The organism is Vibrio sp. HM8-C (assembly GCF_058630515.1).
Genome location: NZ_JBMMKS010000002.1, coordinates 222,566 through 243,671, shown reverse-complemented (window position 1 = coordinate 243,671; position 21,106 = coordinate 222,566). Strand labels below are relative to the sequence as shown.

Genomic DNA, 21,106 nt, shown 5'->3' with positions numbered 1-21,106 from the left:
TTTGTGGCGATTAGCCTGCTAGCACATCGGTCGCCACTTTGTAGCTAGGGTCTTCTTTCACGTTAATTTCGACTAGGCTACCTGCTTTGTCTAACAAAGCGCGACAGTCTTGGCTCAGATGACGTAAGTGAAGCGTTTTACCGACTGAAGCGTAGCGCTCTGCTAGAGTTTCAATCGCTTCTATTGCCGAGTGGTCTGCTACGCGTGATTGTGCAAAGTCGACAATCACATCTTGAGGATCATTTTGTGCGTCAAATAGCTCTAGAAAGTTTGCCGCAGAGCCGAAGAAGATTGGACCATTCACTTTGTAGACTTTGGATCCTTCTTCATTAAGTTGGCTACTCGCGTAGATATGCTTTGCATGTTCCCAAGCAAACATAAGTGCAGAAGCGACTACTCCCACACCTACAGCGATAGCTAAGTCGGTAAAGACAGTCACAACCGTTACTAAAACAATAACAAAGAAATCTTGTTTAGGTACACGACGAGCGAGTTTAAACGTTGCCCATTCAAATGTGCCGATAACAACCATAAACATCACACCGACTAATGCAGCAAGTGGGATCATCTCAATAAGTGAAGCAGCAAACAGAATGAAGAACAACAGCATCACGGCTGCAACAATACCTGATAGGCGACCACGGCCACCGGAATTAATGTTGATCATCGACTGACCTATCATCGCACAACCACCCATAGCTCCGAACACAGAACAGGTGATGTTCGCTAAGCCTTGTCCCATGCATTCTCGGTTAGATTTACCACGGGTATTAGTCATTTCATCAAGGACGGTCAAGGTCAAAAGCGATTCGATCAAGCCGATAGCCGCGAGAATGACAGAGTATGGAAGAATAATCTGTAACGTCTCAAGAGTCATTGGAACGACTGGGAAAGCAAAGGTCGGAAGATTGCCAGCTAGGGTTGCACTTTCGTTGCCAGACATTGCACGTAAGAAGTCAACAACAGTGCGAGTTTCTAAGCCTAGCCCTTGTACTAATAGAGTTACAGTGACAATAGCGGCGAGTGAAGAAGGTACTGCAGTCGTAATCTTTGGTAAAAAGTGAATGATCGCCATAGTTAAGGCAACTAAACCCAGCATCAGGAATAGTTGATCGCTAGGTAACCAAGTTAGCATGCCGTTGATATCCGGAGCTTTGAATTGACCAAGCTGCGCAAGGAAGATAACAATCGCAAGACCATTCACGAAACCAATCATCACTGGATGTGGCACCATGCGAATAAACTTACCAAGTTTAAATAGGCCTGCTGCAATTTGCAGAATCCCTGTAAACAATATAGCTGCAAACAGATACTGAACACCATGGCTAGACACTAGACTTACCATCACCACAGCCATAGCGCCTGTTGCGCCTGAGATCATCCCAGGACGACCACCGAAAATCGAAGTGATAAGACCAACGATAAATGCTGCATACAAGCCAACCATAGGGTCGACACCAGCGACGAAAGCGAACGCAACGGCTTCTGGTACCAGAGCTAAAGAAACAGTAAGACCTGAAAGTACGTCATTTTTTACAGAGTGTTTGGAAAACTGGGGAAATTCAAACATGACTCGAGAGTTTTTCCTGATTAATGAGATGAACCGACTTTAATTAGAACGCTCAATGAATCGAAATGGGATGTACCGAATGAAACTTCATAGGGCAAAAAGTGTATTCAAAGGCTGAACGCATCAAGTTAAAGATGAATGGCGGATGCTACAGAATTGTGTGATGAAGTTCAATAATGAACCAATAATCGTGATCAATGAGTTGGTGCGAATAATAAAAAAGCCACCCGAAGGTGGCTTTTAAAAAGGTATGTATTATTAACTTTGAGGTTTAGCCATTGCAGAACCTGCTTGGCTACGTGCCACTTGGCTACCAGCACCAATAAGTGCATAGCGTTCAGTGCGGAAAGGAGCTGCGTTGACAGCAATTTCTCTCACTTCTTGCGAACCAGATGCTTTAGTCATTGGTGACGATGCATGACCTTTCGCTGGAGAAGCTACTTTCGCTACTTTTACTGGCTCTACGATTGGAGCTACAACAACGGGCGCCTGCTCTGTTACTTCTTCTACCACAGTTTCAGCAACTGGAGTTTCGACTTCTGGCTGTTGAACAGCTTCGAAAGAAGCTACGGTCGTTTCTACTGGTGTTGTAGCAGCTACCTCAACAATGTTTGGCTCGATGATTGATTCAACAACCGTCACAGCTGGTGCTTCAATAACCGGAGATTCTGCAACAGTAACTTCACGACGAACAATCACTTTACCCATTGCCATTTCAGGGAATGCGTAGCCGCCCAGTACTGGGGTTGATACAACTGCTTGTTCAACTACTGCTTCTACTTGAGGCTGAGCTTTGACAACTGGTTTAGCAAGGTCATAACGTGGCATTACTTTACCCATTGCCATCTCTGGAGATGCTACACCACCTTTACGTAGGCGGAATGGGTTAGGGCGACGATCACGACCACGACGACGACGCTGACCACTTGCACGAAGATGGCGAGGCGAACGACGGTTACGGCGTTGTTTCTGTTCATCTTGCTGTTCTGCGTTGTCAGCATCTACATCAGATTGAACAAATTCTGTCTTATGCTCTTCAACAACAGGTGCAACTAGGTCTGCAGTGAAAGACTCATCAACAACCTCTGTTTCTTCAGTTTGTTGATTTTTCACACGTACTTGCTTATTAAGTTTACGACGTTGACGTCGTTCTTTAACAGCAGCAGCTTTTGTTTGTTGAGCTTCAGTTGCTGGTTTTTCAGCAATTTCTTGCTGCGCTTCAGCTGCTAATTGCAGACCTTCTTGTTGAAGCTTGTTTGATTTTGCTTCATTGCGATCGCGTTTGTTGCGACGCTCTTGCTTAGGTTTGCGTTCTTGCAGTTTGTTTTCACTAGCAACAACTTGTTGTTCACTCTCAACTTTTTCATTCGCCTTATCATTTGGTTTACGGCGGTTTCTGTCACGAGAGTTGTTGTTACGACGACGGTCATTACGCTCACGACGTTGAGGTTGCTTTTGACGTTCGTTATCCGTTTCAACTGCTTCTTTCGCTTGGTCTTTCTTCTCTTCTTCAGAAGTAGAGAAAATCCCTGCTAGTGCTTTAAAGAAACGGCTTACTAAGCCAGGTTTTTGTTCAGTTGCTGGTGTTTCTACCGCTACTTCAGGCTTTGGTTTTGCAACTGGAGCAGGAACAGGCGCTGATTGTGCAGGTGAAGCAAAGCCTTTTAGAGCCGGCTCTTCGATACGTTTAGGACGAAAATCTTGTTCGTTCGTATCTTTACCTTCAGCTTCTTTTAACGCTTCAAGTTTTCTAGGGATCAGGTAAGAAAGAATCTCATGTTCTTCACCTTCACGAACACGAACTACTTCAAAATGAGGTGTTTCCATGTCTGAATTTGGAACGATAGTGATTCGAACTTCTTGAATACGTTCAATGTGGTTAATCGAGCGACGTTTTTCGTTCAATAGGTATGAAGCGATAGAAACAGGTACAACGGCCAAAACTTGTGACGTGTTGTCTTTCAACGCTTCTTCTTCGATTAAACGAAGAACAGAAAGTGCTAGAGATTCGTTATCACGAACTACACCTGTACCAGAACAACGTGGACAAATATGGTGACTTGCTTCAGCTAGAGAAGGACTCAAACGTTGACGAGACATCTCCAATAGACCAAAACGAGAAATACGACCGATTTGTACACGAGCACGATCTAAGCGAACCGCATCACGTAGACGGTTTTCTACTTCACGTTGGTGACGAACTGGCGTCATATCAATGAAGTCGATAACAACCAGACCACCTAGGTCACGTAGACGCAATTGGCGTGCAATTTCATCTGCCGCTTCTAAGTTGGTATTTAACGCAGTTTCTTCGATATCGCCGCCTTTAGTTGCGCGAGCTGAGTTGATATCAATAGAGGTTAGTGCTTCTGTTGGGTCAATAACAATTGAACCACCTGAAGGCAAACGAACTTCACGTTGGAACGCAGATTCAATTTGGCTTTCGATTTGGAAGTGACTGAATAGAGGCACTTCACCTTCGTATTTCTTAACACGGTTTACGAAATCAGGGCGCACTAGACGAATATGATCAAGGGCACGTTCATAGATAGTGTTGCTATCAATTAAGATTTCACCGATATCACGACGCAAGTAGTCACGAATCGCGCGTACGATAACGTTACTTTCTTGGTGGATTAGAAATGGCGCAGGATTCGCGTCAGATGCTTGTTTGATAGCGGCCCAATGGTTTAGCAGAACGTTTAAATCCCATTCCAACTCTTCACCATTTTTGCCAACACCAGCAGTACGAACAATCAGACCCATACCTTGCGGTAGCTCTAATGTACTTAATGCAGTTTTAAGCTCAGTACGCTCATCACCTTCAATACGGCGAGAAATACCGCCAGCACGAGGGTTATTTGGCATAAGAACCAAGTAACTACCTGCAAGAGAAATGAATGTAGTTAGAGCTGCACCTTTACTACCACGTTCCTCTTTTTCAATTTGAACGATAACTTCTTGGCCTTCTTTAAGCACTTCTTTAATGCTTGGACGACCTTGGTAGGTATAACCTTCTGGGAAGTATTCGCGGGCAATTTCTTTAAGAGGAAGGAAACCGTGTCTTTCAGCGCCGTAATCAACGAAAGCGGCTTCTAGACTTGGTTCAATACGTGTGATACGACCTTTGTAGATATTCGCTTTTTTCGATTCGTGTCCAGGACTTTCGATATCAAGATCGAATAATCGCTGGCCGTCGACCAAAGCGACACGCAACTCTTCTTTCTGAGTTGCGTTAATAAGCATTCTTTTCATTTAAAAATCTCGTAATTTTTTCTTTGTTTTGATTATTGTTCTTGTCGCATTTGGTTCGATTTCACGGTGCCAGATCCCATGGCTTAATTCATTACAGCCTCCCGGCTGGAGGGGATGCTCTGAGGGCACGTCAGTCATCACAAGCTGAAACAGCCTGTGATCCGCGTAGAGGCGGAAATACTCATCATGAAAAGTCGAAGAGTAGAGCAACAAGAAACCTAAACCTAAAATGTCTTACGCCAATGCAGCATTCGGCTATAGGTTTACTACTCATACATTGCTTTAAGTAAACGATAAAATAGAAACATACCAGTTCACTTATTGCAGGTGTGAACTATAGCAGTGACTGCTAGTCACAGCAATGTGCTTTATTAGAAAGCGCTTAAAAATTTCTAGCCGTGTCCAAAAGTGCTTCCTAGTCCGTGTCAAATTTAAGCAAAATGGGCAAGAAGTTTGTATTTTATCAATAACAAATTGCCCAATTTTCGGGAGCAAAGAGCACTGTGATGTCTATTTCAACCAGTTATTAAAAAAAAGCATCCGAAAAGAGATTTTTAATCACGAAGAAAATGTGAATTCGTGCAGATTCGGTTAGAATAGCCACCATGAACGAAATCAGAACTCAAGTCCAGTTCATCGACATAGATGAAGACATGGCTGGTCAGCGCATAGATAACTTTTTGCGTAACCAATTAAAATCAATTCCTAAAAGCATGGTTTACCGGATCTTGCGAAAGGGTGAAGTGCGCGTAAACAAAAAGCGAGTGAAAGCTGAGTATAAGCTGGAAGCGGGGGATGTGGTTCGAGTACCTCCTGTTACTGTTGAAGTAAAAGCTGACGAAGCGGCTGCACCGAGCACGAAACTAAATAAAGTAGCGGAGTTGGAAAGTTGCATTCTCCATGAGGATGAACATCTTCTCATTCTTAATAAACCTTCTGGTACTGCGGTGCATGGCGGTAGTGGATTGAAGTTTGGCGCTATTGAAGCGTTGCGAGCTCTTCGACCAGAAGCACGTTTTTTAGAGCTGGTGCATCGAATTGACCGTGACACATCGGGAATTTTGTTAATAGCGAAAAAACGCTCGGCTTTACGTCACCTTCAAGCTCAATTTAGAGAAAAAACAGTACAGAAATACTATTTTGCTCTGGTTATGGGGGAGTGGGAAAGTAAGTGGAAAGCTGTTAATGCGCCTTTATTAAAGAACGAAGTGAACAGCATTGTTCGTGTAAGTTCCAACGGTAAGCCATCTGAGACACGCTTTAAGATCCTGGAAAAATTTGAGCAGGCAACCTTGATTCAGGCGAGCCCTATTACTGGGCGTACACACCAGATCCGCGTTCATACCCAATATATGGGTCATCCTATTGCATGGGATGACCGCTACGGCGACAGACGATTTGATGCTTACACTGCTCAATTCGGTATTGACCGCCTATTCTTACATGCTGCGAACATACGTTTTGTTCATCCAGCAACGGAAGAACTTATGGAGGTGAACGCGCCTCTAGATAGCAAGTTAGAAAATGCACTAGCTCAGATGCGAAATGCTAATTGAATGAATAAAGGCTTGTGATGAACAAGCCTTTTTAATTAGTGAAATGGGTGATGTTTACAAAACAGGAAAGCCCTCGTTTTCAAGTAGTCGTGTTAGCTTAATCAGTGGCAGTCCAACGAGTGTATTCGGATCATCACCTTCGAGCTTTTCAAATAAAGCGATACCTAAACCTTCACTCTTAAAACTACCAGCGCAGTTCAAAGGCATTTCTGTCTCTACATATTTCTCGACCATTGAATGCGTCAACTGTCGGAAATGTACGGTGAATGTATCAAGCGTGATCTGACTTTGTTGAGTACGAGAGTTGTAAAGCGAAAGGCCTGTATAAAACGTAATAGCTTTGCCACTTTGACTCATTAATTGTTTAATTGCTTTCAGCTTTGTATGCGGTTTGCCAACGATTTTTCCTTCAATAACACAAACTTGATCAGAACCAATGATCAAGCTCGGTTTATCAATCATACAAGAGCGAGCTTTTTGATCAGCAAGCCTTTGCACTAATGTTTCAGGTGATTCGTTTTGCAGTGGTGTTTCATCACAATCAGGCTGAGCAATGATAAATGGAATGCTCAGCTTGCTTAATAACTGCTGACGAAATGGTGAAGTGGAAGCTAAAACTAGTTGGTAATTTTGCATTTTACTTTACAATTATCGTTAAGTTTATGTGCAGCATATAGGATTCAATGCTGCTGACCATAATTCTCTCCGTGAAAAGGGAAAAAATTGTATTTTTTACCTTTTTCTTTGACTAAATCTGTTTTGGAAGATAATATTCGCGCCCTATGCAAAAGGTAAAGATACCGCGAACGATTGATCCGGGCAAAGCGGCTCAAAAACGACTTGATTACGATGGCATCATCCAAATGAGTCTTTTGAAGCGCTTAGAGGAGTCAGTCGATAGCGTAAAACGCGACGCACAAGTCTCATTGTCATTTGGGCTTGATGAACAGCAACTAGTTGTTATCTCTGGTAAAGCTAACATCGAAGTTGATTTAGAGTGTCAGCGCTGTAATGAGGTTTTCACACACGAGTGTGAAGTTGAATTCACTTATTCTCCTATTACTGGGAAAAAAAGTGATGAAGAAATTCCCGACGATTACGATTTGGTAGATCTTAATGAGTACGGTGAAGTAGACCTGATTCAGCTTGTTGAAGACGAGTTCATCTTAAGTTTGCCTCAAGTAGCAATGCACGAAGATGCGGATTGTAGCGTTAAATCAGACAATATGGTGTTTGGTGAGATTCCAGAAGAGATTTTGGAAGATAAACCGAATCCATTCGATGTTTTAAAAAGTTTGAAGAAGTAATTCTTTGAGACCATTAACATAGGAGTAGGGTCAATGGCCGTACAACAAAACCGTAAAACACGTTCACGTCGTGGTATGCGTCGTTCACACGATGCGCTAACTGCAGCTGCACTATCTGTAGACGCGACTTCAGGTGAAACTCACCTACGCCACAACGTAACTGCTGAAGGTTACTACCGTGGTAAAAAGGTTATCAACAAGTAAGGTTGACCTTTGCAAAATTTAACCGTTGCACTTGATGCAATGGGCGGGGATTTCGGTCCTCGCGTAACAGTGCCTGCCGCCGTGCAGGCACTGTCGCATTTCCCAGAGCTAAAAGTGACTCTCATCGGTGATCAAACTGAGATCGCCCAACAACTTTCTTTATTAGGTTACGAACCGAACGCTCGCTTGAGTGTCGTACATAGTGACCGCGTCATTTCGAATTCAGAAAAACCCTCATTGGCTCTTCGCCACAGTGTCGGTACCTCCATGGGTATGACTATTGACCTCGTCGCAGACGGTCAAGCAGATGCCTGTGTTAGTGCAGGTAACACTGGTGCGTTAATGGCATTGTCTCGTTTTCGATTAAAACTTTTGCCTGGTATTGATCGTCCAGCATTGGTTTCAGCTTTGCCTACTGCATCAGGTGGCAAAACATGGATGCTGGATTTAGGCGCGAATGTGTCTAGTGACGCTGATTCTTTATTTCAATTTGCAGTGATGGGTGCAGCATTAGCAGAACAACATCTAAGTCGACCTCCTCGCGTAGCGATATTGAATATCGGCGCTGAAGAGATTAAAGGTAATGATTTAGTTAAACGTTGTGCAGAAATGCTCAGTCAAACACACGCTGTGAATTTTATCGGCTACATTGAAGGGAACCAATTATTAATTGATGCAGCAGATGTTGTTGTATGTGATGGTTTCGTTGGCAATGTTTGCTTAAAAGCATGTGAAGGAACAGCACAACTTTTTATCGATAGGCTAAAAAATAAGTTTTTAGGCTCATCTATAAAAGGTTGGATTGCGAAAAAGCTGTTTTCTGAACTATTTACGGAGCTAAAAACACTGAACCCCGACCAGTATAACGGCGCAAGTTTGCTAGGATTGCGCGGCATTGTAATAAAAAGTCATGGAAGTGCTGATGTACCCGCTGTCGTTAACGCGATTTCAGAGGCGGTGCATGAAGTTAAACGACAAGTACCCAGCCGTATAAGCGATCGTTTGGAAGCGGTTTTACTCGAGAGGCATTATTAGTCTTCATGTATAGCAAAATTTTAGGTACTGGCAGCTACCTGCCATCTCAAGTGCGTACAAACGCTGATTTAGAGAAAATGGTAGATACTAGCGATGAGTGGATTGTCACTCGTACGGGTATTCGCGAGCGTCGCATTGCAGCTGAAGATGAAACAGTTGCGGATATGGCGTTTTATGCAGCACAGAATGCGATCGAAATGGCGGGTATTGATAAAAACGACATCGATCTCATTATCGTGGCAACCACAAGTAGCAGCCATACATTTCCTTCGTCTGCGTGTCAGGTGCAAGGTAAGTTAGGCATTAAAGGCTGCCCAGCATTTGACTTGGCGGCGGCATGTTCGGGCTTTATCTATGCACTGTCAGTGGCTGACCAACATATCAAAACTGGTATGTGTAAAAATGCACTAGTGATTGGCGCTGACGCTTTGTCAAAAAGCTGTGATCCTACTGATCGCTCTACCATTATTTTATTCGGCGATGCTGCGGGTGCAGTTGTGCTTGGAGCAAGTAAAGAGCCAGGTATTCTTTCAACTCACATTTATTCGGATGGTGAGTTTGGTGACTTACTAAGCCTGCCTGTGCCTGAGCGTGGTGGGGATGCTGATAAGTGGCTATATATGGCTGGTAACGAAGTGTTTAAAGTTGCAGTAACTCAACTGTCTAAACTGGTTAAAGACACTTTAGAAGCCAACAATATGCACAAGTCTGAATTGGATTGGTTAGTTCCGCACCAAGCAAACTATCGCATCATTTCAGCGACGGCGAAGAAGCTGTCTATGTCGCTAGACCAAGTTGTATTGACCTTGGATAAACACGGTAATACTTCTGCGGCAACGGTTCCAACTGCTCTAGACGAAGCAGTTCGTGACGGACGTATTAAGCGCGGTCAAAACTTACTTTTAGAAGCTTTCGGTGGCGGTTTCACCTGGGGCTCAGCTTTAGTTAAATTTTAATTTAGCAGTTCGATTTTCGTAATATTTAATCGTTACTATAGTCTTTAAGGCGTTGAAATAACGCCTTAATCATTTTGAGGAAACAGCAATGAGCAAGTTTGCTATCGTATTTCCAGGTCAAGGCTCTCAAGCTATCGGTATGCTTGCTGAGCTAGCACAGCAGTATGATGTGGTTAACCAAACTTTTGCAGAAGCATCAGAAGCGTTGGGCTATGATTTATGGGCGTTGGTTCAAAACGGTCCTGTTGAAGATTTAAACCAGACATTTCGTACACAGCCTGCATTACTAGCTGCTTCTGTAGCCATCTGGCGTGTATGGCAAGAGCTTGGTTTAGAGCAACCTGCAGTTCTTGCAGGTCACAGCTTAGGTGAATACTCAGCTTTAGTGTGTGCAGGTGTTATCGACTTTAAACAAGCGATTGGCTTAGTTGAGCTTCGTGGTAAGGCGATGCAAGAAGCAGTACCGGCTGGTACTGGTGCTATGTACGCTATCATCGGTCTTGATGACGAGGCTATTGCAAAAGCATGTGAAGAAGCGGCTCAAGGCGATGTAGTTTCTCCAGTAAACTTTAATTCACCTGGTCAAGTTGTGATTGCAGGTCAGAAAGATGCAGTAGAACGCGCAGGTGCATTGTGTAAAGAGGCTGGTGCTAAGCGAGTACTTCCGTTACCTGTTTCTGTTCCTTCACACTGTGCGCTAATGAAGCCAGCAGCTGAGCGTTTAGCAGAAGCTTTGGCTGAAATTGAATTCAACGCTCCACAACTACCTGTTATCAATAACGTAGATGTAATTGCAGAAACTGATCCTGCGAAAATTAAAGATGCGCTTGTTCGCCAACTTTACAGCCCAGTACGTTGGACTGAAGGTGTAGAGAAGATGAGCGAGCAGGGCGTAGAGAAATTGCTAGAAATGGGACCGGGCAAAGTTCTAACTGGTCTAACTAAACGTATTGTAAAAACCTTAGATGCAGCAGCAGTGAACGATATCGCTTCACTGGAAGCAGCTAAGTAAATATAGGAACCAAACATGAGTCAATTCATGAGTCTAGAAGGCAAAGTTGCACTAGTTACAGGTGCAAGCCGTGGTATTGGTAAAGCGATTGCTGAACTATTTGTTGAACGTGGTGCCACAGTAATTGGCACGGCAACAAGTGAAAGTGGCGCAGAAGCGATCAGCGCATATCTTGGTAGCAACGGTAAGGGTTTTGCTCTTAACGTTACAGATGTTGAATCAGTTGAAGCTGTATTGAAAGCGATTAACGATGAGTTTGGTGCTATCGATATTCTAGTAAACAACGCTGGTATCACTCGTGACAACCTACTTATGCGTATGAAAGATGAAGAATGGTCAGATATTCTAGATACCAACCTGACTTCTATCTTCCGTATGTCAAAAGCTGTACTACGTGGCATGATGAAAAAACGCAATGGTCGCATTATCAACGTAGGTTCTGTTGTTGGCACAATGGGTAACGCAGGACAAGCGAACTACGCAGCTGCAAAAGCTGGCGTAATTGGCTTTACTAAGTCTATGGCGCGTGAAGTTGCTTCTCGTGGCGTAACTGTGAACACAGTTGCACCAGGGTTTATCGAAACAGATATGACAAAAGCACTGAACGATGAGCAACGTGCTGCTACACTTGCACAAGTACCAGCTGGTCGTTTGGGTGATCCACGTGAAATTGCTTCTGCAGTTGCATTTTTGGCTTCACCAGAAGGTGCTTACATTACGGGCGAAACTTTGCACGTAAATGGCGGCATGTATATGGTTTAATGCCATTTTTGTGCTAAGTTGGAAACTGAGTCTTAAATGTGGCCAACTTTGTACATAAATTGACATAAAAATGCGCAAGATCTGTGCATGATATATGTCAAAAATGGTGTGAATTTCGGTTAAAATCGCCAAATTTGTGGTTTGACCAGCAAGGACCCCCTTGCAACTTTCCCTAGTTAGAATAAACTACGGAATCATCGCATTAGGCGAAATCTGTAAAGGAAAAGAAAAAATGAGCAACATCGAAGAACGCGTAAAGAAAATCATTGTTGAACAGCTAGGTGTAGACGAAGCAGAAGTTAAAAACGAAGCTTCTTTCGTTGAAGATCTAGGTGCGGATTCTCTAGACACTGTAGAACTAGTTATGGCTCTAGAAGAAGAATTTGACACTGAGATTCCTGATGAAGAAGCAGAGAAAATCACTACTGTTCAAGCTGCGATCGACTACGTAAACAGCGCTCAGTAATGTCTCTTCCCAGGCGGTCATCTGACCGCCTGAGTTTTTCTCACTCATCTTTACCTCTCATAGAATTTTTCAATTCCCGGAGAATATGATCGTGTCCAAGCGTCGTGTCGTTGTCACTGGCATGGGTATGTTGTCACCAGTGGGCAACACAGTAGAATCTTCTTGGAAAGCCCTGCTAGCTGGTCAAAGTGGTATTGTTAATATTGAACACTTTGATACAACCAATTTTTCAACTCGTTTCGCAGGTCTAGTTAAAGACTTTAATTGCGAAGATTACATGTCTAAAAAAGATGCTCGCAAGATGGATTTATTTATCCAGTACGGTATTGCTGCGGGTATTCAAGCATTAGACGATTCTGGTTTGTCGATCACTGAAGAAAACGCTCCACGTGTTGGTGTAGCTATTGGTTCAGGTATCGGCGGTCTAGAACTTATTGAAAGTGGCCATTGCTCACTTCTAGAGAAAGGCCCACGTAAAGTTAGCCCATTCTTCGTACCTTCAACTATCGTAAATATGATAGCTGGTAACTTGTCTATCATGCGTGGTCTACGTGGTCCAAATATCGCGATTTCAACAGCATGTACAACAGGTTTGCACAATATTGGCCATGCGGCACGTATGATCGCTTACGGCGATGCAGAAGCGATGGTTGCTGGTGGTGCAGAAAAAGCATCTACGCCTCTAGGTATGGCGGGTTTCGGTGCAGCTAAGGCACTCTCAACTCGTAACGATGAGCCTCAAAAAGCTTCTCGCCCTTGGGATAAAAACCGTGATGGTTTTGTACTAGGCGATGGGGCTGGCATCATGGTGCTTGAAGAGTACGAACACGCTAAAGCTCGTGGCGCTAAAATTTATGCTGAAATCGTTGGCTTCGGTATGTCTGGCGATGCTTACCACATGACTTCACCTAGTGAAGATGGTTCTGGTGGTGCATTAGCGATGGAAGCTGCGATGCGTGATGCAGGTCTAACTGGTGAACAAATCGGTTATGTGAACGCTCACGGCACATCTACGCCAGCAGGCGATGTAGCAGAAGTGAAAGGCATTAAACGTGCACTTGGTGAAGCGGGTTCTAAACAAGTTCTAATTTCTTCAACTAAGTCGATGACTGGTCACCTACTAGGTGCCGCTGGTTCTGTTGAAGCTATCATTACTGTTATGTCTCTTGTAGACCAAATGGTTCCACCAACAATTAACCTTGAAGACCAAGAAGAAGGTCTAGACGTTGATCTTGTTCCAAACACTGCTCGCAAAGTAGAAGGTATGGAATATGCAATGTGTAACTCATTTGGTTTTGGTGGCACAAACGGATCATTAATCTTTAAGCGCGTATAAGATTCATTGAACTGTACTTGTTTTGAAACGGCTTGATGCTTAGCATTAAGCCGTTTCTTTATTTTCAGGGAGCGGAAATATGTTATGGATAAATGGCGAGTTGAATGACCTAATCTCCGCGGGTGATCGCTCCTTTCAATACGGTGATGGATGCTTTACAACCATACTCACAAAACAAGGCGCTATTCAGCATTGGGCGTATCACATTGAGCGTATGGAAGCGTGCCTTAAAGTGCTGGGTATATCCCAACCGAATTGGCAGCAAGTTGAACAGTGGCTGCAATCTGCAATTCTTCAAGATGCGAAAGCAGGTATAAAGATTCATATCAGTAGGGGTGTCGGAGGAAGAGGATATAGTCCCACAAACCTCACGGAGCCAAACATAACGATCAGCAATTTTGCTTTCCCATCTCATTATACTCAGTGGCAACTAGAAGGTTTGCCGCTTGGTGTTTGTACCAAACGTATGGGGTTGAACCCATTACTTGCAGGACACAAACACAACAACCGTTTAGAACAGGTATTGTTTAAAGGCGAAATGGACCAAGCAGGATATCTCGATGGAGTATGTTTGGATATTCATGGCCATATCGTAGAGACTACGGCAGCAAATATTTTTTGGGTAAAAGGTAGAACTTTATACACGCCTTCGTTAAAAAATGCCGGTGTGGCAGGAGTTGCGCGCAGAAATATATTAGAATATGCCCGCCATCTTAATTTGAAAGTCGTTAAAGGTGATTTCGAACTCGATCATCTTGATAACGCGGAAGAAGTTTTTATCTCTAACTCACTGTTAGAGGTAGCACCTGTTGTCCAAATTTCAGAACATAAGTACTCAATTGGACCGCAGACGCTACGAATTCAGGAGAAATTTAATTCGTGATTAAAAAGTTATCTTTTTTATTGGTCGTTCTTATTGTCAGTGTTGCTGGTGCGTATTTCTATATCCAAAGCCAGGTAAACAGTTATCTTAACCAACCATTAAAAATAGAAGAACCACAGATCATCACTATTCAGAGTGGTACTAGTCTCAACCGTGCGATGTCACTTTTGGCAGAAAAGACATGGATTGAACCAACCTCGTTTTCTTCTTTCATTCATCGATTACATCCAGAGTTAGCCGGTTTAAAGGCTGGTACGTATCAAATCACACCTGATATGGATTTGAATCAAGCGCTAATGCTGTTTATTTCAGGAAAGGAGCATCAGTTTGCGATTACCTTCGTTGAAGGCAGTCGATTCTCTGAGTGGCGAGATATTCTTGCTAGCAACATTAATCTTAAACATACGTTAGATGGCTTTTCAGAAAAAGAAATCGCGCAAAAATTGGGGATCGAAAGAGAAAAGTTGGAAGGGCTGTTTCTTGCAGAAACTTATCACTTCACTAATGGTGTTAGTGACTTAGATATTCTTAAACGTGCCCACGTTAAACTCAACAATATACTCTCTGAAGAGTGGGATAAACGCCAAAGCGATTTGCCGCTAAAATCATCCTACGAAGCGTTGATTTTGGCTTCGATTATCGAAAAAGAAACTGCGGTTGAAGATGAAAGAACCCAGATTTCGTCTGTGTTCGTCAATCGTCTAAATAAACGTATGCGTTTGCAAACAGACCCGACGGTTATTTATGGTATGGGTGAAAACTATGACGGTAATATCCGCAAGAAAGACCTAAAAGCACCGACACCATACAATACTTATGTCATTTTTGGCTTACCACCGACACCAATTGCTATGGCTGGCCCAGCATCAATCAAGGCAGCTCTTAATCCAGACCAAAGCAATTACTTGTACTTCGTTGCCAGCGGTAACGGTGGACATGTGTTTTCGAAAACACTGACAGAGCATAACCGCGCAGTTCGCGCTTATCTAAAACAGATACGTAATAAATAATGAAATCAAAATTTATCGTTGTAGAAGGCCTAGAAGGGGCTGGCAAAAGTACTGCTATCCAAGCAATTGTAGAAACGCTGCATGACTTTGGTATCGAACAAATAACCCGCACGCGTGAACCTGGCGGTACTGTCCTTGCAGAAAAGATGCGTGAACTTGTGAAACAAGAACACGAAGGTGAAGTTCTGCAAGATATGACCGAACTGCTTCTAATGTATGCCGCGCGTGTTCAATTGGTCGAAAACGTGATTAAACCAGCTCTTACGCAAGGTCATTGGGTTGTAGGAGATCGTCATGATATGTCTTCTCAGGCTTATCAAGGCGGTGGTCGTCAGATCTCTAGTCAAACGATGCAAAGTTTAAAGCAGACGACACTAGGTGATTTTAAGCCGGATCTAACTCTCTACTTAGACATTGACCCTAAAGTCGGCTTAGAGAGAGCTCGTGGTCGAGGTGAACTTGACCGAATCGAGAAAATGGACATTAGTTTCTTCGAGCGCACAAGAGCGCGATACCTTGAGATTGCTAAAGGGGATGACTCAGTTATTGTCGTTGATGCTGAGCAAAGCATTGATAAAGTAGCGCAAGATATTAAATCTGTTTTGCTGCTTTGGTTAAAAAAATGCGATGGTTAAGCAGATTCAATGGCTGACAAGCATCTAGGAAGCTTTATGTTAGTAAATAATGTTCAAGAACTTCATTCTTGGCTTCAAGGCACTTGGAACAACTGGAAACAGCAGCTAGACAACAACAGCTTTGCTTCTGCTACTTTGCTTTTTTCTTCGCCTGGTTTAGATACTTTTCGGTTAGCTGAACACTTTGCACGATCGTTAATGTGCAACACTTCTACCAGTGAACCATGTGGATTTTGTCACGGCTGTGATTTGATGCAATCGGGCAACCATCCAGATTATCATGTTGTTAAGCCGGAGAAAGAAGGCAAGGCTATTACGGTTGAGCAGATCCGTCAGTGCAACCGTATCGCCCAAGAGTCTTCCCAGTTATCCGGTTATCGTCTTTTTGTTATCGAACCGGCTGAAGCGATGAATGAATCTGCAGCTAATGCTTTATTAAAGACGCTTGAAGATCCGTCTGAGAAGTGTGTGTTTGTACTGATTGCTTCCAAGGCAAGTGCATTGCTACCAACGATTGTTAGTCGATGCCAACAAGTTTCTATTCCAGACCCACACTCAGCTGTTGTAACTCAATGGTTGAAAAAAGAACTCGGTGTTGATGTTCCTGCTTTCGCATCTCACATCAATGGCAATACGCCTGTGCAGACTAAAGCCTTTATGCAATCCGGAGACATCGATTCGTATAAATTGATTGAAGACAGCCTGATTGCCGCTATCCAAGGAGATATCGAATCTGTACTCAAGTGTACAAGCAAGTTGAATGAGTCTCCGATCTCGCGCCTAACTTGGCTCTGGTATTTGCTTACCGATGCTCAGAAAGTTCAATTCGGTGTCGTTCAGCCCAACTTTACTCCCGGAAGTCATACTTTATCTCAAATAGTGAGCTATGTTGTTCTAGAGAAGCAGAGTTCAGAGTTAGCCGCTTTAATCGAAAAACTCAGGCATTTCACCGGATTGAATACTGAGCTTTTAATTACGGATTGGATTTTTAAATTTAACGAGGAAACATGTTTGTAGATTCCCACTGCCATCTGGATAAGCTGGACTATCAAGATTTACACACTGACATATCGGATGTAGTGAAAAAAGCGGCTCAAGCGAATGTAAAGCAGTTGCTTTCAGTAGGTGTTACGCTCGATTCGTTTCCAGACATGATCGAGATGATCGCACCATTTGACAACGTGCATGCTTCATGTGGTGTACACCCACTAGATGTTGAAAGTGAATTCGCTCTAGATAAATTTCACGAATACGCTAAACATCCAAAAGTTGTTGCAATTGGTGAAACGGGTCTAGATTATCATTACCAACCAGAAACAGCAGAATTGCAGAAACTGCGTTTTTCACAGCAAATTGAAACTGCAGTTGCACTTAATAAACCATTGATTATTCACACTCGAAATGCACGTGCAGATACCTTGGCGATGTTAAAGCAAGGCGGAGCTGAACGTTGTGGTGGGGTGATTCATTGTTTTACTGAGGATCTGGCATTTGCCGAAGCAGCAATAGACTTGGGGTTCTATATTTCTATTTCTGGAATAGTGACGTTTAGACAGGCGACTGAACTTAAAGAGGTCGTGAAAGCATTACCAATCGAGCGTCTACTCATCGAGACTGATTCACCGTATTTAGCTCCAGTCCCTCATCGCGGCAAAGAGAATCAGCCGGCGTATGTCGTCGAGGTAGCGGCATACATTGCTCAGCTAAAAGGGTGTTCACTCTCTGAAATTGCAGAGAAAACGACCAAAAATTACAAAGATCTTTTTTTGCGATAGAAAACAACATCTGGTTTAAAAAGGAGCATTTGCTCCTTTTTTTATTGTTAAAAAAGGACGATTGTAAAAAATATTCTATTGTTTACTAAATATGTTGATTTTGAGAGAGCAAAACAACCCAATGTAATTTTGTTACATGAAATAACATCATGTCCAATTTTATTTACGCAGTGAAATTATTGTTTTGAACTTTTAATGATATATAAAACAATAGGATATGGTTGGTGTAATGCTTTTCAGAGGTCAGATCTGATTGTGATCTGTCTAATACTTTGAAACTTAATTTCGTAACTAAGTAGAAACCATGAGGAGCATCAAGATATATTTAGAGGCGGAAAATATAATGCATTTTGTGGTTACATTTTCATTGGGTGCTAACATTTAGGCTACGGGGGTGTGCCGTTAGAACCCAAACATTCTAATAACTTAATCAGGAGCATAAACATGTTTAAAAACGCTTTTGCTAACCTGCAAAAAGTTGGTAAGTCTCTGATGCTTCCAGTATCAGTACTTCCAGTTGCAGGTATTTTGCTTGGTGTGGGTGCGGCGAACTTTAGCTGGCTACCAGAAGTAGTATCACACCTAATGGAACAAGCTGGCGGTTCTGTTTTCGGCCAAATGGCACTTCTTTTCGCTGTCGGTGTATCTTTAGGTTTCACTAACAACGATGGTGTTTCAGGTCTGTCTGCTATCGTTGGTTACGGTATCATGGTTGCTACGCTAAACGTAATGGCAACTGTAATGGGTGTTGATCACATCGAAACTGGTGTTCTAGGTGGTATCCTAGCGGGTGGTGTTGCTGCTTGGGCATTCAACCGTTTCTACAAAATTCAACTTCCAGAGTACCTAGGCTTCTTCGCGGGTAAACGCGCAGTGCCAATCATTACTGGTTTCCTATCAATTGGTCTTGGTGTAATCCTTTCTATTATTTGGCCACCAATTGGTAGCGTAATTGCTTCTTTCTCTGATTGGGCTGCGAACCAAAACCCTGTTACTGCATTCGGTATCTACGGTGTTGTTGAGCGTTCTCTAATCCCATTCGGTCTACACCACATTTGGAACGTACCATTCTTCTACGAAGCAGGTACTTGTACAAACGCGGCTGGTCAAGTAGCTCACGGTATTATGACTTGTTTCCTTACAGCTGATGACGCTACTCGCGCAGCTGGTAACGGTTTCGGTCAGCTAGCGGGTGGTTACCTATTCAAGATGTTCGGTCTTCCAGCAGCTGCTATTGCTATTGCACACAGCGCTAAACCAGAAAACCGTGCAAAAGTAATGGGTATCATGGCTTCAGCAGCATTGACTTCATTCCTAACTGGTATCACTGAACCAATTGAGTTCTCATTCCTATTCATCGCTCCAGTACTATACGCAATTCACGCAGTACTAGCTGGCGTTGCATACATGCTAACGAACTCTCTAGGTGTTGTTCACGGTCACACGTTCTCTAACGGTTTCATCGATTTCGTGGTTCAATCTCCACGTGCTGAGAACATGCTGCTACTAGTTGGTCTAGGTATCGCTTACGCAGTTCTTTACTACGTAGTATTCACTTTCGTTATCCGTGCTATGGACCTTAAAACTCCTGGTCGTGAAGATGAAGCTGAAGGTACAACAGTAGCTGCAGGTACTGAAATGGCTGGTGAACTAGTTGCTGCATTCGGCGGTAAAGCTAACATCACTAACCTAGACGCATGTATCACTCGTCTACGTGTATCAGTAGCTGATACTGAAATCGTTGACCAAGACAAACTGAAAAAACTTGGTGCAGCAGGCGTAGTTGTAGTATCTGGTGGCGTTCAAGCTATCTTCGGTACTAAGTCTGACAACCTTAAAACTGATATGGATGAGTGGATCCGTAACAACGGTTAATCCTCAGACATCTCTTCCCCTATGGAAAAGGAGACTTCGGTCTCCTTTTTTTGTGTGCGAATTCCTACAAACTCTTAAAGTTGCTTTACCGTAGGATGACACAGGCACTACCGTGATTCGCTACCGTCTATACTTTTGTATAGCAATGGTATCTGGATTTACTTATGAAAAATTTAGCAATGGTCGCCTTACTTATTGGCGCATCTTCAAATGTTTATGCGCAGCAAAATAAAGGTTTCGAAATTGGTATGGCAGTCGACCAACAGTTAAGTGTTGTGTTCGAAATTGATGACCAGTATCGCTTTATCTTAGGCAACGATGGTGCAGCATTTGACTACATTTTTGCTCAAGGAAGTTTTAACAGTCCTGATGTGCCTTTTGACTGGTATGTTGGCGGTGGCGCATGGGCTGAGTGGGAAGATGATTTCGGTGCTCGCTTACCGTTAGGTATCAATTGGCAGTTTAATAATCGTTTTAATCTTTATGGTCAGGTTCATCCAGAAATCAATTTCTATGGTGGTCCCGAATTGCAAATCGGTGCAGCACTTGGGTTGACGTATCATTTCTAATATCTAAATTATTTAATCAGTTATGTGATAACCCACCTTTTTACCCAAATACAGTTAAACGTATCATGTAAGTCAATTGTTCCAGCCATGCATAGCATGGCTGAATGTCTTCTTACTTAAAGTGAGTTCTGATACTTAATGCTGGATGTAAAAAATAAAAACTTTATTGTCACTGGCGCTACTTCTGGAATTGGGCGTCTCCTGACTATTCGATTGTTAGAGTTGGGTGCGAATGTATCTTTTTGCGGACGCTCAGAAAGCAAACTGAATGAGTTAGTTACTGAACTCTCTCATTTTGATAAACAAACGTATTATGAAGCGTTTGATGCAACCAACTTTGAATTGATTGAACACTTTGTTTCCTCTTCTATCGAGAGGCTTGGCAAAATCGATGTGTTGGTTAATTGTGCGGGTGCAAATACATCTAGAAGCGCCATTGCTGATTTACCCGTTGATGATCTCATGAGCTTAGTCCAGTTGAATATGATGTCTCCATTCGTGTTTATGCAGCAAGCCTATAATACTTCGATGAAACCTCGTGGAGAGGGCATTATCATCAACGTCCTATCTACAGTATGTGGTTTTTCAAATGAAGGGATCGGAGCCTACACAGCATCAAAAGCAGGTATGGATGCTTTAGCGAAAGTATTTCGTAAAGAAGCAAGGGAGCACGGAGTTAAGGTTTGCGCTATTTACCCGGGTGGAGTAGATACTCCTTTCAGAGCGGCTGATCGCCCTGAATATTTGCATCCACAGCAAGTGGTTGACTCTATTTTATTCATGGCAAGTCAAAATGGTATTTCTAGCGTAGACGAGTTAGTTATTCGCCCTTTGATTGAAAAGAATTATTGTTAGATTGTTCGATTTGATATTGAAACCAATCAAAAAGCCGGCAATAAG

20 protein-coding genes are annotated in these 21,106 nt (G+C 43.0%); 17 read left to right on the top strand and 3 right to left on the bottom strand.

Features of this window, described 5'->3' with window-relative positions; translation table 11 throughout:
• Positions 1-10 precede the first annotated feature (10 nt).
• The gene (locus ACOSVQ_RS04085) at positions 11-1,570 is read right to left on the bottom strand and encodes a SulP family inorganic anion transporter (protein WP_491981302.1); all 1,560 of its coding nucleotides are present in this window, start codon (positions 1,568-1,570) and stop codon (positions 11-13) included.
• Between the two features lie 258 nt (positions 1,571-1,828).
• Positions 1,829-4,825, bottom strand: coding sequence for a ribonuclease E (gene rne / locus ACOSVQ_RS04080; RefSeq protein WP_491981301.1), 2,997 nt, complete (start codon positions 4,823-4,825; stop codon positions 1,829-1,831).
• A 605-nt stretch (positions 4,826-5,430) separates the two neighbouring features.
• On the opposite strand from rne, the gene rluC reads away from it, so the two are divergent.
• Positions 5,431-6,381 (top strand): 23S rRNA pseudouridine(955/2504/2580) synthase RluC, encoded by a 951-nt coding sequence (rluC, locus tag ACOSVQ_RS04075; RefSeq protein WP_491981300.1) that lies wholly within the window; start codon positions 5,431-5,433, stop codon positions 6,379-6,381.
• Between the two features lie 54 nt (positions 6,382-6,435).
• Here the strand turns inward: rluC and ACOSVQ_RS04070 are convergent, their stop codons facing one another.
• Positions 6,436-7,017: a Maf family protein gene (locus ACOSVQ_RS04070; RefSeq protein ID WP_491981299.1), complete on the bottom strand. Its 582-nt coding sequence runs from the start codon at positions 7,015-7,017 to the stop codon at positions 6,436-6,438.
• A gap of 146 nt (positions 7,018-7,163) precedes the next feature.
• Here ACOSVQ_RS04070 and yceD point away from each other — a divergent pair, with 146 nt between their 5' ends.
• From yceD to ACOSVQ_RS03990, 16 genes are all read left to right on the top strand, one after another.
• Complete coding sequence (gene yceD / locus ACOSVQ_RS04065; protein ID WP_491981298.1) at positions 7,164-7,688, top strand: 23S rRNA accumulation protein YceD; 525 nt, start codon at positions 7,164-7,166, stop codon at positions 7,686-7,688.
• Between the two features lie 33 nt (positions 7,689-7,721).
• Positions 7,722-7,892 carry a 50S ribosomal protein L32 gene (gene rpmF / locus ACOSVQ_RS04060; RefSeq protein ID WP_000290732.1) on the top strand — a complete coding sequence of 57 codons (171 nt, stop codon included), beginning with the start codon at positions 7,722-7,724 and terminating at the stop codon, positions 7,890-7,892.
• A gap of 9 nt (positions 7,893-7,901) precedes the next feature.
• Positions 7,902-8,927: a phosphate acyltransferase PlsX gene (plsX, locus tag ACOSVQ_RS04055; protein ID WP_491981297.1), complete on the top strand. Its 1,026-nt coding sequence runs from the start codon at positions 7,902-7,904 to the stop codon at positions 8,925-8,927.
• A 5-nt stretch (positions 8,928-8,932) separates the two neighbouring features.
• A complete protein-coding gene (locus ACOSVQ_RS04050) occupies positions 8,933-9,883 on the top strand; it encodes a beta-ketoacyl-ACP synthase III (protein WP_491981296.1) in 951 nt (316 codons plus the stop codon).
• Between the two features lie 88 nt (positions 9,884-9,971).
• Positions 9,972-10,895 (top strand): ACP S-malonyltransferase, encoded by a 924-nt coding sequence (gene fabD / locus ACOSVQ_RS04045; protein ID WP_491981295.1) that lies wholly within the window; start codon positions 9,972-9,974, stop codon positions 10,893-10,895.
• A gap of 27 nt (positions 10,896-10,922) precedes the next feature.
• Positions 10,923-11,657 carry a 3-oxoacyl-ACP reductase FabG gene (gene fabG / locus ACOSVQ_RS04040; protein WP_491981430.1) on the top strand — a complete coding sequence of 245 codons (735 nt, stop codon included), beginning with the start codon at positions 10,923-10,925 and terminating at the stop codon, positions 11,655-11,657.
• 232 nt (positions 11,658-11,889) lie between these two features.
• On the top strand, positions 11,890-12,123 hold the full coding sequence (gene acpP, locus ACOSVQ_RS04035; protein WP_014204679.1) for an acyl carrier protein: 234 nt from the start codon (positions 11,890-11,892) through the stop codon (positions 12,121-12,123).
• A 91-nt stretch (positions 12,124-12,214) separates the two neighbouring features.
• Positions 12,215-13,459, top strand: coding sequence for a beta-ketoacyl-ACP synthase II (gene fabF, locus ACOSVQ_RS04030; RefSeq protein ID WP_491981294.1), 1,245 nt, complete (start codon positions 12,215-12,217; stop codon positions 13,457-13,459).
• Between the two features lie 79 nt (positions 13,460-13,538).
• Positions 13,539-14,342, top strand: a complete 804-nt coding sequence (pabC, locus tag ACOSVQ_RS04025; protein ID WP_491981293.1) for an aminodeoxychorismate lyase — start codon at positions 13,539-13,541, stop codon at positions 14,340-14,342.
• Positions 14,339-15,352: an endolytic transglycosylase MltG gene (gene mltG, locus ACOSVQ_RS04020; RefSeq protein WP_491981292.1), complete on the top strand. Its 1,014-nt coding sequence runs from the start codon at positions 14,339-14,341 to the stop codon at positions 15,350-15,352. The genes pabC and mltG overlap by 4 nt, the downstream gene beginning before the upstream one ends.
• Positions 15,352-15,987, top strand: coding sequence for a dTMP kinase (gene tmk, locus ACOSVQ_RS04015; protein ID WP_491981291.1), 636 nt, complete (start codon positions 15,352-15,354; stop codon positions 15,985-15,987). The genes mltG and tmk overlap by 1 nt, the downstream gene beginning before the upstream one ends.
• A 36-nt stretch (positions 15,988-16,023) precedes the next feature.
• Positions 16,024-17,004, top strand: a complete 981-nt coding sequence (gene holB / locus ACOSVQ_RS04010; protein ID WP_491981290.1) for a DNA polymerase III subunit delta' — start codon at positions 16,024-16,026, stop codon at positions 17,002-17,004.
• On the top strand, positions 16,995-17,762 hold the full coding sequence (locus tag ACOSVQ_RS04005) for a TatD family hydrolase (RefSeq protein ID WP_491981289.1): 768 nt from the start codon (positions 16,995-16,997) through the stop codon (positions 17,760-17,762). The genes holB and ACOSVQ_RS04005 overlap by 10 nt, the downstream gene beginning before the upstream one ends.
• A 444-nt stretch (positions 17,763-18,206) precedes the next feature.
• Positions 18,207-19,637 carry a PTS glucose transporter subunit IIBC gene (ptsG, locus tag ACOSVQ_RS04000; protein ID WP_491981288.1) on the top strand — a complete coding sequence of 477 codons (1,431 nt, stop codon included), beginning with the start codon at positions 18,207-18,209 and terminating at the stop codon, positions 19,635-19,637.
• 164 nt (positions 19,638-19,801) lie between these two features.
• Positions 19,802-20,206 carry a hypothetical protein gene (locus ACOSVQ_RS03995; protein WP_491981287.1) on the top strand — a complete coding sequence of 135 codons (405 nt, stop codon included), beginning with the start codon at positions 19,802-19,804 and terminating at the stop codon, positions 20,204-20,206.
• A gap of 138 nt (positions 20,207-20,344) precedes the next feature.
• Complete coding sequence (locus ACOSVQ_RS03990; protein ID WP_491981286.1) at positions 20,345-21,061, top strand: SDR family oxidoreductase; 717 nt, start codon at positions 20,345-20,347, stop codon at positions 21,059-21,061.
• The last annotated feature ends 45 nt before the right edge of the window (positions 21,062-21,106 follow it).